Annotated in this window: 12 protein-coding genes and 1 pseudogene; 7 read left to right on the forward strand and 6 right to left on the reverse strand. The window is 59.0% G+C overall.

Annotated elements, in window-relative coordinates:
• The 6 genes and pseudogenes from D8U18_RS14590 to D8U18_RS14615 form a co-directional block, all read left to right on the forward strand.
• Window positions 1-162 (forward strand): annotated as a pseudogene (locus D8U18_RS14590) (tRNA dihydrouridine synthase DusB); the annotation flags it as partial.
• Window positions 159-479, forward strand: a complete 321-nt coding sequence (gene fis, locus D8U18_RS14595; RefSeq protein WP_015093301.1) for a DNA-binding transcriptional regulator Fis — start codon at window positions 159-161, stop codon at window positions 477-479. The pseudogene D8U18_RS14590 and the gene fis, both read left to right, overlap by 4 nt.
• Window positions 480-560: 81 nt before the next feature.
• On the forward strand, window positions 561-2,168 hold the full coding sequence (gene purH / locus D8U18_RS14600) for a bifunctional phosphoribosylaminoimidazolecarboxamide formyltransferase/IMP cyclohydrolase (RefSeq protein ID WP_056852459.1): 1,608 nt from the start codon (window positions 561-563) through the stop codon (window positions 2,166-2,168).
• Between the two features lie 151 nt (window positions 2,169-2,319).
• Entirely contained in the window at window positions 2,320-3,615 is a 1,296-nt protein-coding gene (gene purD / locus D8U18_RS14605) for a phosphoribosylamine--glycine ligase (protein WP_131107861.1), read from the forward strand.
• 99 nt (window positions 3,616-3,714) lie between these two features.
• Window positions 3,715-6,492: a hybrid sensor histidine kinase/response regulator gene (locus D8U18_RS14610; protein ID WP_131107862.1), complete on the forward strand. Its 2,778-nt coding sequence runs from the start codon at window positions 3,715-3,717 to the stop codon at window positions 6,490-6,492.
• A 64-nt stretch (window positions 6,493-6,556) separates the two neighbouring features.
• On the forward strand, window positions 6,557-7,153 hold the full coding sequence (locus D8U18_RS14615) for a MarC family protein (protein ID WP_056852456.1): 597 nt from the start codon (window positions 6,557-6,559) through the stop codon (window positions 7,151-7,153).
• A 19-nt stretch (window positions 7,154-7,172) separates the two neighbouring features.
• Here the strand turns inward: D8U18_RS14615 and D8U18_RS14620 are convergent, their stop codons facing one another.
• The 6 genes from D8U18_RS14620 to cobG all read right to left on the reverse strand — a co-directional run bounded on the left by D8U18_RS14620 (window position 7,173) and on the right by cobG (window position 13,378).
• The gene (locus tag D8U18_RS14620; protein ID WP_131107863.1) at window positions 7,173-7,922 is read right to left on the reverse strand and encodes a hypothetical protein; all 750 of its coding nucleotides are present in this window, start codon (window positions 7,920-7,922) and stop codon (window positions 7,173-7,175) included.
• 54 nt (window positions 7,923-7,976) lie between these two features.
• The gene (locus D8U18_RS14625; RefSeq protein WP_056852454.1) at window positions 7,977-8,792 is read right to left on the reverse strand and encodes a hypothetical protein; all 816 of its coding nucleotides are present in this window, start codon (window positions 8,790-8,792) and stop codon (window positions 7,977-7,979) included.
• A 207-nt stretch (window positions 8,793-8,999) separates the two neighbouring features.
• The gene (gene cobJ, locus D8U18_RS14630; RefSeq protein WP_131107864.1) at window positions 9,000-10,706 is read right to left on the reverse strand and encodes a precorrin-3B C(17)-methyltransferase; all 1,707 of its coding nucleotides are present in this window, start codon (window positions 10,704-10,706) and stop codon (window positions 9,000-9,002) included.
• The gene (locus tag D8U18_RS14635) at window positions 10,706-11,437 is read right to left on the reverse strand and encodes a precorrin-2 C(20)-methyltransferase (RefSeq protein WP_056852452.1); all 732 of its coding nucleotides are present in this window, start codon (window positions 11,435-11,437) and stop codon (window positions 10,706-10,708) included. Before D8U18_RS14635 ends, cobJ begins: the two co-directional genes overlap by 1 nt.
• Window positions 11,437-12,063, reverse strand: a complete 627-nt coding sequence (locus D8U18_RS14640) for a precorrin-8X methylmutase (RefSeq protein WP_056852451.1) — start codon at window positions 12,061-12,063, stop codon at window positions 11,437-11,439. Before D8U18_RS14640 ends, D8U18_RS14635 begins: the two co-directional genes overlap by 1 nt.
• Window positions 12,056-13,378, reverse strand: coding sequence for a precorrin-3B synthase (gene cobG, locus D8U18_RS14645; RefSeq protein ID WP_130931431.1), 1,323 nt, complete (start codon window positions 13,376-13,378; stop codon window positions 12,056-12,058). Before cobG ends, D8U18_RS14640 begins: the two co-directional genes overlap by 8 nt.
• 284 nt (window positions 13,379-13,662) lie before the next feature.
• Here cobG and D8U18_RS14650 point away from each other — a divergent pair, with 284 nt between their 5' ends.
• On the forward strand, window positions 13,663-14,307 hold the full coding sequence (locus D8U18_RS14650) for a hypothetical protein (RefSeq protein WP_131107865.1): 645 nt from the start codon (window positions 13,663-13,665) through the stop codon (window positions 14,305-14,307).
• The last annotated feature ends 35 nt before the right edge of the window (window positions 14,308-14,342 follow it).

The following is a 14,342-nucleotide window of genomic DNA, read 5'->3' on the forward strand; positions in this document are numbered from 1 at the left end:
AAGCATGTGGGCTGGTATCTCGCAACCTTGCCGGGCGCCAGGGAGTTTCGCGCCCACTTCAATCGTTTGGAAGATACGGAAGCACAATGCGCCAACGTTCAGGGGTTCTTCGCCGAACGTTACAAGAGCCTGACAGGGGACGGAGAGGGGGTGGCCGCATGACGATGATGACCGAGACTTTAGTGAGTGGAACAACACCCGTGAGCGACAACGTGAATTTGAAACAGCACCTCAACACGCCGAGCGAAGAAGGCCAGACCCTTCGCGGGAGTGTCGAGAAGGCGCTGCACAATTATTTCGCCCACCTTGAGGGCGCTGCCGTCACGGATGTGTACAACCTGGTGCTCTCCGAAGTCGAGGCTCCCCTGCTCGAGTGCGTGATGAACTACGTCAAGGGCAACCAGACCAAGGCCAGCGAAATGCTCGGACTCAACCGGGGCACGCTGCGCAAGAAACTCAAGCAGTACGATTTGCTGTAAGCATTCAATCAAACCAGAAAGGCGCCCGCGTAAAACCGGTCGCCTTTTTTGCTGACTCCTTTGCTTTTGATGGAAATTGAAATGACCGACCAGACTACCCGCCTGCCGATCCGCCGCGCCTTGATCAGCGTTTCCGACAAGACCGGGATCCTTGAATTCGCCAAAGAGCTTGAAGCCCTGGGCGTCGAGATCCTCTCCACCGGCGGGACGTTCAAGCTGCTGCAGGACAACGGCGTTGCCGCTGTGGAAGTCGCTGATTACACCGGTTTTGCCGAAATGATGGACGGTCGGGTGAAGACCCTGCATCCGAAAATCCACGGCGGGATCCTCGGTCGTCGCGGTATCGACGATGCCATCATGAACGAACACGGCATCAAGCCGATCGATCTGGTGGCGGTCAACCTGTACCCGTTCGAAGCCACCATCAACAAGCCAGGCTGTGACCTGCCGACCGCCATCGAGAACATCGACATCGGCGGCCCGACCATGGTCCGTTCGGCTGCCAAGAACCACAAAGACGTGGCCATCGTGGTCAATGCCAGCGATTACGCCAGCGTCCTCGAAAACCTCAAGGCCGGTGGCCTGACTTACGCTCAGCGTTTCGACCTGATGCTCAAGGCCTTCGAACACACCGCTGCCTATGACGGCATGATCGCCAACTACATGGGTACCGTGAACCAGGCTGCCGAGACGCTCAGCACAGAAGGTCGCAGCGAATTCCCGCGCACGTTCAACAGCCAGTTCATCAAGGCCCAGGAAATGCGCTACGGCGAGAACCCGCACCAGAGCGCGGCGTTCTACGTGGAAGCCAAGCCTGCCGAAGTCGGCATCGCTACCGCGACCCAACTGCAGGGCAAAGAGCTGTCGTACAACAACGTGGCCGACACCGACGCTGCATTGGAATGCGTCAAGAGCTTCGTCAAGCCAGCCTGCGTGATCGTCAAGCACGCCAACCCGTGCGGCGTGGCTGTCAGCCCTGATGCCGAAGGCGGCATCCGCAAAGCCTACGACCTGGCTTATGCCACCGATACCGAATCCGCGTTTGGCGGCATCATCGCCTTCAACCGCGAACTGGATGCAGAGACCGCCAAGGCGATCGTCGAGCGCCAGTTCGTTGAAGTGATCATCGCCCCAAGCGTCAGCGAAGAAGCCCGCGCCATCGTTGCAGCCAAAGCCAACGTGCGCCTGCTGGCCTGCGGCGAGTGGTCGGCCGATCGTGCAGCAGCGTGGGATTACAAACGCGTCAATGGTGGTCTGCTGGTGCAGAGCCGTGACATCGGCATGATCAGCGCCGATGACCTGAAAGTCGTGACCAAACGCGCTCCGACCGAACAGGAAATCCACGACCTGATCTTCGCCTGGAAGGTCGCCAAGTACGTTAAATCCAACGCCATCGTCTACGCCAAGAACCGTCAGACCATCGGTGTCGGCGCCGGTCAGATGAGCCGCGTGAACTCGGCTCGCATCGCTGCGATCAAGGCTGAGCATGCAGGCTTGCAGGTAGCCGGTTCGGTGATGGCGTCCGACGCATTCTTCCCGTTCCGCGATGGTCTGGACAATGCGGCCAAGGCGGGCGTGACGGCTGTGATCCAGCCAGGCGGCTCGATGCGTGATGCTGAAGTGATTGCTGCTGCCGACGAAGCCGGCATCGCGATGGTGTTCACCGGCATGCGCCACTTCCGTCACTGATTTGTTTGCTTGATCGTACCCACGCTCTGCGTGGGCACGCAGCCCGGGACGCTCCGCGTCCCTCGGACGCGGAGCGTCCGTTGAGGCATTCCCACGCAGAGCGTGGGAACGATCAGCCCCCACAGAATTAGCGTCATCCGAGGTTTTTGAAATGAATGTTTTGATCATTGGCAGCGGTGGCCGTGAACACGCCCTGGCCTGGAAAGTGGCTCAGGATCCGCGCGTGCAAAAGGTTTTCGTGGCCCCGGGCAACGCCGGTACGGCCATTGAAGCCAAGTGCGAGAACGTCGCCATCGACGTGCTGGCCCTTGAGCAACTGGCGGACTTCGCCGAGAAAAACGTTTCCCTGACCATCGTTGGTCCGGAAGTGCCACTGGTTGCGGGCGTCGTGGACCTGTTCCGCTCCCGCGGCCTGGACTGCTTCGGTCCGACCGCTGGCGCCGCACAGCTGGAAGGTTCGAAAGCGTTCACCAAGGACTTCCTGGCTCGCCACAAGATCCCGACCGCCGACTACCAGAACTTCACCGAGATCGAGCCTGCCCTGGCTTACTTGCGCGAAAAAGGTGCGCCAATCGTGATCAAGGCCGATGGCCTTGCCGCCGGTAAAGGCGTGATCGTCGCCATGACCTTGGACGAAGCCGAAGACGCCGTGCGTGACATGCTCGCCGGCAATGCCTTCGGTGACGCCGGCTCGCGCGTCGTGATCGAAGAGTTCCTGGATGGCGAAGAAGCCAGCTTCATCGTCATGGTCGACGGCAAGAACGTCCTGCCAATGGCCACCAGCCAGGACCACAAACGCGTCGGCGACGGCGACACCGGGCCGAACACCGGCGGCATGGGTGCCTACTCCCCTGCCCCGGTGGTCACCGCCGAAGTGCACAAGCGCGTCATGGATCTGGTGATCTGGCCGACGGTTCGCGGCATGGCCGAGGAAGGTAACGTCTACACTGGCTTCCTGTACGCCGGCTTGATGATCGACAAGGCTGGTAACCCAAAAGTTATCGAATTTAACTGCCGTTTCGGCGACCCTGAGACCCAACCTGTCATGCTGCGCTTGCAGTCGAGCCTGGTGCTGCTGGTTGAAGCTGCTCTGGCGCAGGCGCTGGACAAGGTCGAGGCGCAATGGGATCCACGTCCAAGCGTAGGTATCGTGCTGGCGGCGGGCGGTTATCCTGGTGACTACGCCAAAGGCGTGGCCATCAATGGCCTGGATGCAGCCGCCGCGCTGGAAGGCAAAGTCTTCCACGCCGGCACTGCGCTCAAAGACAATCAAGTGGTAACGGCCGGCGGTCGCGTGCTTTGCGCTACGGCCATGGGTGCCAGTGTCGATGCGGCTCAGCAGCAGGCTTACAAGCTGGCGGCGAAAATTGATTGGGAAGGCTGTTTCTATCGCAAGGACATTGGCTACCGTGCCATTGCCCGCGAGCGTGGCGAAAATCAGGAATAAGCTATCCTTTGAGCCGGGCAGGGGCTTCAAGCCCTTGCCTGACTATTCCGGCGCCGCGCATAGTTATATTCTGGCATCAACCTACGAAGGGATTTCGCCGTGCGCTGGCTCAGGATTGCCATAGGTTTCACCGTCACTCTGCTGACTCTGCTCTGCATGCTCCCGGCCCAGGCCGCGCAAGGCAGTGGCTGGGCGGTATTGCTCGACGAACAGGGCGATCTGCAACTGAGCGACATCCGCTCCACCCGCTACAACAATCAATTCAGTCCCATCGAACTCGACCGCCTCACCGCAGCCGAGCCCGACGGCGCACTCTGGATCCGCTTCCGCCTCGCCCCCGGCAAGCATGAACAGCTACTGCGGGTGTTCGCGCCCGACTTGTCGCGTCTCAACCTGTATGTGCTCGATGGCGACAACCTGATCGACCAATCGAGTACCGGCAACAAACAACCCCAGACCGACCGGCCACTGCCCAGCAGCGACTTCATGCTGCCGTTGCCGCAGAGCGACAAACCCCTTGATGTGTACCTCAGACTGGTCTCCGATAACCAGCTGCGGCCCTACATCACCCTGCAATCGGCGGTCATGACCGCGGCCAATCAGAACCAGACGCTGGTCTACGGACTGCTGTTGGGCTGTGTCGGCATGCTGATCCTGCACAACCTCATCCGCTACGCCTACACCCGTTCGCGCAGCAGTCTCTGGCTGGCCGCCTGCGAGGGCTTGCTGATGCTCAGCCTGGTGCTCTTGCTGAACCTCGCGGGGCCATGGATACCAAGCTGGCAAGCCGTGCAAACACCGGGGGCATACCTCGCGTTGTTGCTGACAGCCCCCTGCGGCCTGATGCTCGCCTATCGCTTTTTTGCCCCCCTTGGCCCCCACCCGCTCAACCGGTTGCTGCTGGGCGAGATCCTGGTCATCACGACCTGCGGCCTGCTGCTGTTGTTCGTCAATACATTGCCGCTGAACATCATTACCTATGGCCTGGTCGCCCTGGCGGGCCTGACCATGCTGTTCGTCAGCGCCTTTCACTGGCAGAAAGGCTATCGCCCGGCGCGGCTGTTCGTTGCGGCCATGGTGGCTTTCAACCTCGGAACGCTGATTATCCTGCCGGCATTGCTGGGGCTGACACTGGTCGAGCCCCACGGCCTGATCACCATCCTGCTGGCTTTCATCTGCATCAGCGGCCTGCTGATGAGCATTGCCTTGAGCGAGCGCCAACGCAGCATCACCGAAGACCGCTTCAGCATCAGTCGCGACCTGGCCGCCAGCAATGCCGAAATCAATGCCAAGGCCGAGTTCCTGGCAAAGATCAGCCATGAAATCCGCACGCCGATGAACGGCGTGCTGGGCATGACCGAACTGCTGCTTGGCACGCCGCTGTCGGTCAAGCAGCGCGATTACGTGCAAACCATTCATAGCGCCGGCAACGAATTGCTGACGCTGATCAACGAAATTCTCGACATCTCCAAACTCGAGTCCGGGCAGATCGAACTCGATGATGTGCAGTTCGATCTCAACGCCTTGATCGAAGATTGCCTGAGCATCTTCCGCGCCAAGGCCGAACAGCAGAACGTCGAGCTGATCAGCTTCATCCAGCCACAAGTGCCGCGGGTCATCAGCGGCGATCCGACACGTCTGCGCCAGACCCTGTTGAGCCTGCTTGAAAATGCCCTGAAGAAAACCGACGAAGGCGAAATCCTGATTGTCGTTGCCCTCGATGAACGCAGCGCCAAACCGCGCCTGCGCATCGCCGTGCAGGACAGCGGCGAACCGATGGATGCCGAAGAACGCGATGCGTTGATGCACGCCGAGCTGCACAGCAAGCACTTCCTTTCGGCCAATCGCCTGGGCGGAAATCTGGGGCTGGTGATCGCCCGTCAGCTGATCCGCTTGATGCAAGGCGAGTTCGGCATCAAGAGTGGCACCCAACAGGGCAGTACGCTGTGGCTGACATTGCCACTGGACCCGGACCGGCTCGAACACCCGACATCCGATCTGGACGGCCCATTGCAAGGTGCGCGGGTGCTGGTGGTGGACGACAACGACACCTGCCGCAAAGTGCTGGTACAGCAATGCAGCGCATGGGGCCTCAACGTCAGCGCCGTACCATCCGGCAAGGAAGCGCTGGCGCTGTTGCGCACCAAGGCGCACTTGCGTGACTACTTCGACGTGGTCCTGCTGGACCAGAACATGCCTGGCATGACCGGCATGCAACTGGCCGCCAAGATCAAGGAAGACCCGAGTCTGAATCACGACATCCTGCTGATCATGCTCACCGGGATCAGCAATGCGCCCAGCAAGATCATTGCACGCAACTCCGGGGTCAAACGCATCCTCGCCAAGCCGGTGGCCGGCTACACCCTCAAGACCACCCTGGCCGACGAGCTGACCCAGCGCAACAAAGGGCTCGCCGTCATGCCGCATGCGCCCTCCAGCCCTACCCTGCCGATCAAGGTGCCCAGCGATTTCCGCATTCTCGTTGCCGAGGACAACAGCATTTCAACCAAGGTCATCCGCGGCATGCTGGGCAAGCTCAATCTGCAACCGGATACCGCCAGCAATGGCGAAGAAGCGCTACAGGCGATGAAGGCCCAGCGCTATGACCTGGTACTGATGGACTGTGAAATGCCGATCCTCGATGGTTTCTCGGCCACCCAGCAACTGCGTGCCTGGGAAGTCGGCAACCAGCGGATTCGCACGCCGGTGGTGGCATTGACGGCGCATATCCTCGCCGAACACAAGGAGCGCGCGCGCCAGGCCGGCATGGACGGCCACATGGCCAAACCGGTGGAGCTTTCGCAGTTGCGCGAACTGATCGAACACTGGGTTGCCCAGCGTGACCTGCAAAACCGCAGCGTAACCCCAACGCCCTGAGCCGACAGTTATTGCAACGCCTGATAGACTCCCCCTCGACTTCTCTCGCCAGTGAGCCCGCACCATGCTTCACGTGTTGTTCAGTGTTTACCTGAAGATGCTGGTGCTCTACAGCCCGTTTTTCGTGCTGTCCTGCTTCATCAGCCTGACCCGCGGCTACTCACGCAAGGAGCAGCGTCGACTGGCCTGGAAAGTGGCAGTCGCAACGCTGGTTTCCAGCGTGTTGCTGTACTTGTTTGGCCGGGTGATTTTCAGTGTCTTCGGCATTACGGTGGATGCGTTTCGCATCGGCGCCGGCAGTGTGCTGTTCATTTCCGCGCTGGGCATGGCCCAAGGCAAGTCGGCGGTCCAGACCGACAATGTGCAGCAGGACGTAACCATCGTCCCGCTGACCATTCCTCTGACGGTCGGCCCCGGCACCATTGGTGCATTGCTGGTAATGGGCGTGAGCCAGCCGCATTGGGACGACAAGCTCATGGCCATCGTCAGTATCGCGCTGGCCAGTTTTACCGTCGGTGTGGTGTTGTATCTGTCCAATCACATCGAACGCATTCTCGGTGACCAGGGTTTGCAGATTGTCAGCCGATTGATGGGTTTGTTTGTGTGCGCGCTGGCGGCGCAGATTATTTTCACCGGGGTGAAGGGTTACCTGGTTCCTTGACCCGCCATGTCTATCAATGTCATCCGTTGGCCGGTGGTGCAAATCCGACACCAGTCAACGGCACGTCATGCTCGCCGACATTGATGCACAGTGCCAATCGTTGCGGCCCTAACCACTGCACGGTGTCGTCCCTGAACGCTTTGTACTCGTCCACTGAAAACCGGGCGTGAAAAAACGCGGTCTTCACCCCTCCCATCACGCTACTCAATGCAAAATCCTGCCGGATATACTGGCTTTCGATCGGCTGATCCGTTTCAAAGAACACAGTGGCCAACGTCAGGAAGCCATCAGACTCAGCAATGCCGACCAGTACTCTCAAACGATGCATGCCGTTGAAGCTTGCGTCCATGCCGCCTGACTGACTGCCACACCCCATTATCGAGCGTTCACGAAAGACACGGGCCCCCGGCGACTGTTCAGGCAACTGCGCGACCCTGCGCAAAGCGGTTGCCGGCAGAGTGACCTGTTGAGCCGACAGACCTGATTGGAACGCTGCGTGAACAGCTTCAGATAAAGTGAAACTTCGAACACCGGAAGAAGGGAACATCCCCGAGGTTGCGCCCTGATCATGGAACTTCCATCCACAAGCGGCCAGAGTATCCATGAACACGCCGGACCATTGAGCGTTGTCCCTGGCGTGCGGAAAGTCCTCCTCTGCTGCAAGTTGAGCGAACAACACAGTGTCGAGCGTGTCCTGCCTGACTTCAGGCGGCAACAGCGTCGACAACAACAAAAGGCTGCAAGAGTTTATGACTATTGAGTACGCCATACGCTTTCCTTATTCGAGGGTGGCCAGAGACCAAAAGCCTCTGGCCTTGTCCCTTTACTTGCGTCGGCTGAAACGCTTGGCCAAAATTTCCTTGCGGTGAATACCGAGGTATTCTTCGATATCCGACTTGATGTACGCATAACGGGCAGGATTGAACGTTATGAATGACTTGCCATGGAAAATATTCAGAGAAGAAGTCTTCCAGTCCACGAACAGGAGACCGCCATCATTACCGCCTCCCTGGTGATCGACTGCCCCCACTGCGATCAGGATAATTCCGTTAGCCATTTGTTCACAGGGAATAGTGGACAAACGTACGCCTTCAGTATTCTTCGCTTGTGTATTAAACAGATTGATTGCTTCCGGCTCTTTCTTCAATGCAGCCAACGTAGAGTTGGTCAATGCACTGAGCGCCGTAGCGCCAGGAATGGCAGTCTTTGCGGCATCGACAGCGGCCTGGATAATATCGACCATGACATTATCCATCGTGATATTTAACGATGTGGCACTGTACTTTGAGTAACCTTTATCCGGAACGAAACAGCCCAGGTCTTCCATGCAGGACGTAAACGCATGGTACCAAGCCTTGGGGTCTTTATTTCCGGGCACCTCGATATTCGCTTCCATTTTCGACATGGTAATCAGGTTTTCAATGATCGCCATGTTTTCGATTGAGATTTGGTCACCATAACCGATCAGGCTGTTGCCCAGCACCAGTGCGTCCAACTCTTTGGTAGGGCTCGAAACGACCGAAGAGCTCAACGACATCGTGCGCGGTTGAACGGTCAATACACTTTTGCGCTTATTAATGCACGCCCTTACAAAATCAGCACTGTCAGAAACACTTACAGAGCTTTCAAAATCGTCCATGAATACACTCCTTTATTTATCAATAATCGCTTCATCTGGAAGCGCACTGAAAACTAACGCAATTCATTCATAACTACCAACCACAACCAAATACAACATGTGTATATAACCTCAACACCCCGAAACCGGGAACAGACAGGCACCACCGCCCAGGTCGTTACTATTAAATAACGACCTGGACTTATGGAGTAGCAACAATGGTAATTATCAAATAGGGGTAAGCTTGTCGCCATAACTGCGTGGCGTGTACACCCATGTATTACCATCCAGGCGAGGGAACACACGCGTTGTCGAAGAGCCGATGAGTACCATCGTCCGCATGTCCACCTGGTCTACTTCCAATTGACCCAGCGTGATCACCCGCAACGTCTGACCCGGACGGCCAATATCCCGCCCCAGTACGACGGGAGTTCCAGGCTCACGGTGCTGGCGGATAATCTCCAGCGCCCGGCCAAGTTGCCAAGGACGTGAACGAGAAATCGGGTTATAGAAAGCCAGCGCAAGATCGGCTTGCGCAGCCAGGTCCAGACGTTTTTCGATGATCGACCAAGGCTTGAGGTTGTCCGACAGCGACAACACACAAAAGTCATGCCCCAAAGGCGCGCCAGCCTGGGCGGCGGTTGCCAGCGAAGCGGATACCCCCGGCAAGATTTCGAGCTCGACATTGTGCCAATGAGTATCCGTGGACTCGTGGAGCGCTTCGAGCACGGCGGCGGCCATGGCGAAAACGCCCGGATCGCCGGACGACACCACCACCACCGAGCGCCCCTGGGCCGCCAGTTCGAAAGCGTGGCGAGCACGCTGCATCTCTTCGCGGTTATCCGTGCAGTGCAGCACTTGATCCGCCCGGAATGGTCCGGCCATGCGCACATAGGTTTCGTAGCCCAGCACATCATTGGCGCGGGCCAGTTCAGCCTTCACCGCAGGCACCATCAGTTCGGCGGCGCCCGGCCCCAGACCAACCACCGCCAGACGCCCGCGCGCGCGGCCGATCTGCATCGGGTCCAATGGCTGCTCGGCCAGCGCAACGGCAACGGCATCATCACCCGTAATGGACACGACCGGCCCGATAGCCTGACGCGCCAATTCGCAGGCACCGCCCTCAGCACGGGCAAAACGTAACGGCACCCCCAGTTCGAGTGCGGCCTCACGCAACGCAGGGCTGGCCATTGCGCTGTCGGGCGCCAGGAGACACGCCAGCGATTGCACAGCAATGCCGGCTCGCTGCAGCGCCTGACGCACCACGTTCGGCACATCGGTAACGTCGGCGCTGACCGCTACCAATACGCTATGCGGATAGATCAATAATTCGTTGGCCGCCGGCAAGCGCTCGGCGTGACTGACATGCACCGCCAGCCGCGCCTGTGCATCCTCAGGCAGTTGCGCTTGCGCCAGCCACGGTGCCGAACCTTCGATGCGCACTGTCTCGCCGGCGAGCAGATCGGAAACGAAACGCTTGCCCAGTTCCAGATCGCCCAGGGTGTAGCCGCTGGGCGGGTTGAGCAAGCAAGTACCGAAGCGCAACTCTCCACTGGTGGTGATCGCCGGAGCAACGTCGAGATGGCTCGCAATCTCTCGCGCCATCACGTTGACGCCGCCCAGGCCACCGAGCAACGGCACCACCGCGCTACCGTCTTCGGCCACTGCCAGCACCGGAGGCTCGGCGCCTTTTTCAAGCAGCAACGGCGCCAGCGTGCGGATGACGATGCCGGCCGCGCACAAGGCGATGATCGGCGTGTCCTGTTGATACAGTTCTCGCAGGGTCGCACCGAACTCGTGATAGACACGGTCCGCGCCATCGACACGTTCGGCCAGCCCATGGATCAGGGCGCCGGGGTAAACCTGCTGTAGCCTGCGCGCGGTGGAGAGGCTGCCATTGCCGAGAATGACAATCGCCGGAACGGATCGGGTCATCAGCCTTGCCACCTTTCGCCGGGAACGATGATCAGCGAGAAATAAGGCGAAGACATGGGCTCCACCTGATCCAGCGGCACGATTTTCTGATTGGCCATGGTCGCGCGCTCGACGTACAACGCACGTTCGGCCAGACCCAGTTCTTCCAGCACCTGGCGCACCTTGGGAAAGTTGCGCCCCAGTTTCATGATCACCGCTGCGTCGGCGTCGGCCAGGCGACGCTTGAGTTCGTCATGGGGCAGCACGCCGGACAATACCGACAGGCTCTGATTGCGATACACCAGCGGCGCGCCGAGTACCGAGGCACCGCCGAGCATCGAACACACACCCGGCACGACTTCGGCCTGATAACGCTCGGCGAGCCGGTCGTGCAGGTACATGTAGGAACCGTAGAAGAACGGGTCGCCTTCGCAAATGACTGCCACGTCGCGACCGGCATCGAGATGCGTCGCCACTTCGGCGGCGGCGGCGTCGTAAAAGTCGCTGATCACTTGCTCATAGGACAGCGGCGCCGGCAACGCCTCAGTGGTTACCGGGTAAACCAGTGGCAACAGATTTTGTGCCTCTTGCAGATGCGCCTCGATGATGCCGAACGCATTACCCTTTTTACCCTTGGCGACGAAGTACGCCACCACCGGCGATTCGCGCAGCAGGCGCAGCGCCTTGACGGTAATCAGTTCCGGATCGCCGGGACCCACGCCAAGGCCGATCAAACGTCCTGGTTTGTGCATCATTCGATCTCCGTGGCGAGGGCATTGACGGCGGCGGCGGCCATGGCGCTACCGCCCAGGCGACCCTGCATGATGACGAAAGGCACGCCACGGCTGTCCGCCGCCAACGCCGCCTTGGATTCGGCGGCGCCGACGAAGCCTACCGGGAAGCCGAGGATCAATGCCGGTTTCGGTGCACCGGCGTCGAGCATTTCCAGCAGGTAAAACAGCGCGGTAGGCGCGTTGCCGATGACCACGACACTGCCCTCCAGATGCGGCCGCCACAGTTCCAGCGCAGCGGCGGAACGGGTGTTGCCCAGCTCTCGCGCCAGGTCCGGAACGCTTTCATCGCGCAAGGTGCAGATCACCTGGTTGTTCGCCGGCAATCGTGCACGGGTCACACCCTCGGAGACCATCCGCGCATCACACAGGATCGGTGCGCCAGCCGCCAGCGCATCGCGCCCGGCCTGGCCCGCGCCTGCGGAAAACTGCAAACCGTCGATGGCCTCGACCATGCCACAGGCGTGTATCACCCGAACCGCGAGTTTTTCCAGATCGGCCGGGATTCGCGCCAGGTTGGCTTCGGCGCGGATGATCGCGAAGGAGTTGCGATAGATCTCCTGACCGTCGCGGATGTAATCAAGCATCAAGGGGGCTCCGTGCGCGGGCGTCGAGCAACGTCGCGACCGCTTCAATAGTAAGGTTGCGTGCGTGCAGCGCGCCGAAACCGGGCTGCGCGGCATCGCGAAAATAGAGATCGTAAAGGCCGATTGAAACGGCCAGCAGCGTGACCGGTGCGATATGCGCGGCGGCACAGGAGCGCGGGCAACCGCTCAGATGCACGTGCAGTACGTGCCCGTATCGCTGCAGCAGCCCGGCCAGTTGCAAGGCATCGCCCTTGGTGTCTGCCAGGCCTTTGCCGCATCCCACCGATCCGGTGCAGGCGATCAATCGTGATAACGCCAGATCGGGGCTACACAGCAGGCCCAGTTGCTCCAGGCGTAGAACGACGTCTGCGGCATGTTCATCGCGAACATTGGGCAACAGCAGGCTCTGCCAAGGGGTGAAACGCAGACTCGCGTCGCCAAACTCTTGCGCCAGTTCGGCGGTACCACGGAGCATCGCGGGGTCAAGCCGTCCAAGAGGAGGCTGGGCGCCAATGTAGACCCGACCGGATTCAGCCTGCGGGCAAATGCCAATGTGCAGAGCGCCTGGGCGCGTGGTGCGGAGTCCATCGCAAATGGCTTGAAAACGTACCCGCTCGGCCAGTCGGGACAGAAAATCATCAGCCGAGTGCTCGGCCAACAAATGACGCATTCGCGATTGCTCGGGGCGTGCCAGTTCAAGGAACAAATCCAGCACCGCGACGACCAGGTCGTGACCATCGTTGAGCGTGACAGAGCCTGCGGGTGTGTCCGTTGGGCAACCCGCCAAGCCGAATGCCAGCCGACACTCACCGTCTCGCTCGAAGGCCGACAGCCACACATCATGGGGATGCTCAAGCATCGCCAAGGCCTCACCACCATCGAGTTGCACGGCGAACTTGGCGCTGAGGTCATGAAAACGTTCGTTCTGCTGCACCGTGGTCAGAATCCGGTCGGCCAGCGGGCGAGTATCGAACAGCATTTGCCGATCGATGCCGGCTGTGGGACTCAGCATCAGATTGCGAACATCGTCGGCCGCCGCGCTGCCGGGTCCCAACCCGGCAGCCAGCAGGCGGTCGATCAAGGCTGTTTGTTGGCCGTCGATTCCGCGAATCTGCAAGTTGGCGCGGTTAGTTGCCTCGATTATGCCTCCGGCATAGAGCTCGGCTGCATCAGCGACAGCAACAGCCTGCTCTGAGCGGATGGCGCCACCACTGAGTTTGATTCGACATATACCGCCGTCCAACGCCTGGACGATACGCAACAACCCGGGACAGGCCGTAGGGCGTAAAGGGATGGGTGTCTGACGAGAATTCACAGGCTGACCGGTACAGGATAAAGGGCAGCATTATGCCTGCTTTGTCTGGCGGGATGAAAAGTCCGCAACGACAGACGACGAAACGCGCTCGATGCCGGCATCGGATTGTCTCGATCGACGCCAAGTCTTACTTGGGCAGCTCAGACATGAGTTTGGCGAAAACACTAACAGCCAGTATCAATTCCTTTTCTTTCTTTTATTTCATCGTGCTCGCGCAATCTGTACTTTCGTTTAAATGCGAAGACAACTAATCACACCTAAGACTTATGACTCAGGAGAAGCACATGAATGAAAACAAAATAATCGGAATGTTGACTGGCCACAGTCTTGCTTCCTGCATGGAGACTCTCTCACTTCAAGATTACACCGACTTGACCGATTGCACGCAAATAGCCACAAAGTCCGCCGACATGCTCTGCAGCCGCTTCGTCGATTCGTCGACATGGCTGCATGAGTATGTAAAAACATTGGAGTTCCTCGGATGGTCTGTCTTTGAAGACGCCATTTTCACCCGCATCAGCCGTGTCATTTCGCATAGCGTTGCGGATTTTCTGGTCCAGAGCGCTCAGGGCATGCAGGACCCCCGACAAGGGAACGCCATGATTGACACCCTCGACGCGCTGAAACCCGACAAACCGGCGCTGGTTTCACTGGATGAAGAAAGTCTCATGGGGGAACGCTTTCAAGTTATTCCTGCGCGGTACGATTCGAAAGGCTTTCTGGAAATAGCAGTATTCAATCTTGAGCTGGTAGTCCGCACCAAGAGAAGCAGTTTCTTATTCTGGAACTGGGAAAATCAAGATGCAAAAATCATACAGCGCCGGGCCAGCCTTAAACTTGACAGGTACCGACTCGAACATAAAAGGCCGTTAATCGATAAGAAAATACACGAGATCGCAATGAAGAGATTCAACCTGCAAAAACGATAATTGAATCACTTCTTCTGCCACTTGGAAGGCTGTCA

Origin of the sequence: Pseudomonas sp. Sample_10, assembly GCF_004321495.1 — a bacterium.
In the GTDB taxonomy this organism is placed as follows: Bacteria; Pseudomonadota; Gammaproteobacteria; order Pseudomonadales; family Pseudomonadaceae; genus Aquipseudomonas.

Excerpts from the sequence above, each read along its gene's own strand:
- fis (WP_015093301.1), top strand. The coding sequence starts at position 159 with ATGACGATGATGACCGAGACTTTAGTGAGTGGAACAACACCCGTGAGC.
- purH (WP_056852459.1), top strand. The coding sequence starts at position 561 with ATGACCGACCAGACTACCCGCCTGCCGATCCGCCGCGCCTTGATCAGC.
- purD (WP_131107861.1), top strand. The coding sequence starts at position 2,320 with ATGAATGTTTTGATCATTGGCAGCGGTGGCCGTGAACACGCCCTGGCC.
- D8U18_RS14615 (WP_056852456.1), top strand. The coding sequence starts at position 6,557 with ATGCTTCACGTGTTGTTCAGTGTTTACCTGAAGATGCTGGTGCTCTAC.
- D8U18_RS14620 (WP_131107863.1), bottom strand. The coding sequence starts at position 7,922 with ATGGCGTACTCAATAGTCATAAACTCTTGCAGCCTTTTGTTGTTGTCG.
- D8U18_RS14625 (WP_056852454.1), bottom strand. The coding sequence starts at position 8,792 with ATGGACGATTTTGAAAGCTCTGTAAGTGTTTCTGACAGTGCTGATTTT.
- cobJ (WP_131107864.1), bottom strand. The coding sequence starts at position 10,706 with ATGACCCGATCCGTTCCGGCGATTGTCATTCTCGGCAATGGCAGCCTC.
- D8U18_RS14635 (WP_056852452.1), bottom strand. The coding sequence starts at position 11,437 with ATGCACAAACCAGGACGTTTGATCGGCCTTGGCGTGGGTCCCGGCGAT.
- D8U18_RS14640 (WP_056852451.1), bottom strand. The coding sequence starts at position 12,063 with ATGCTTGATTACATCCGCGACGGTCAGGAGATCTATCGCAACTCCTTC.
- D8U18_RS14650 (WP_131107865.1), top strand. The coding sequence starts at position 13,663 with ATGAATGAAAACAAAATAATCGGAATGTTGACTGGCCACAGTCTTGCT.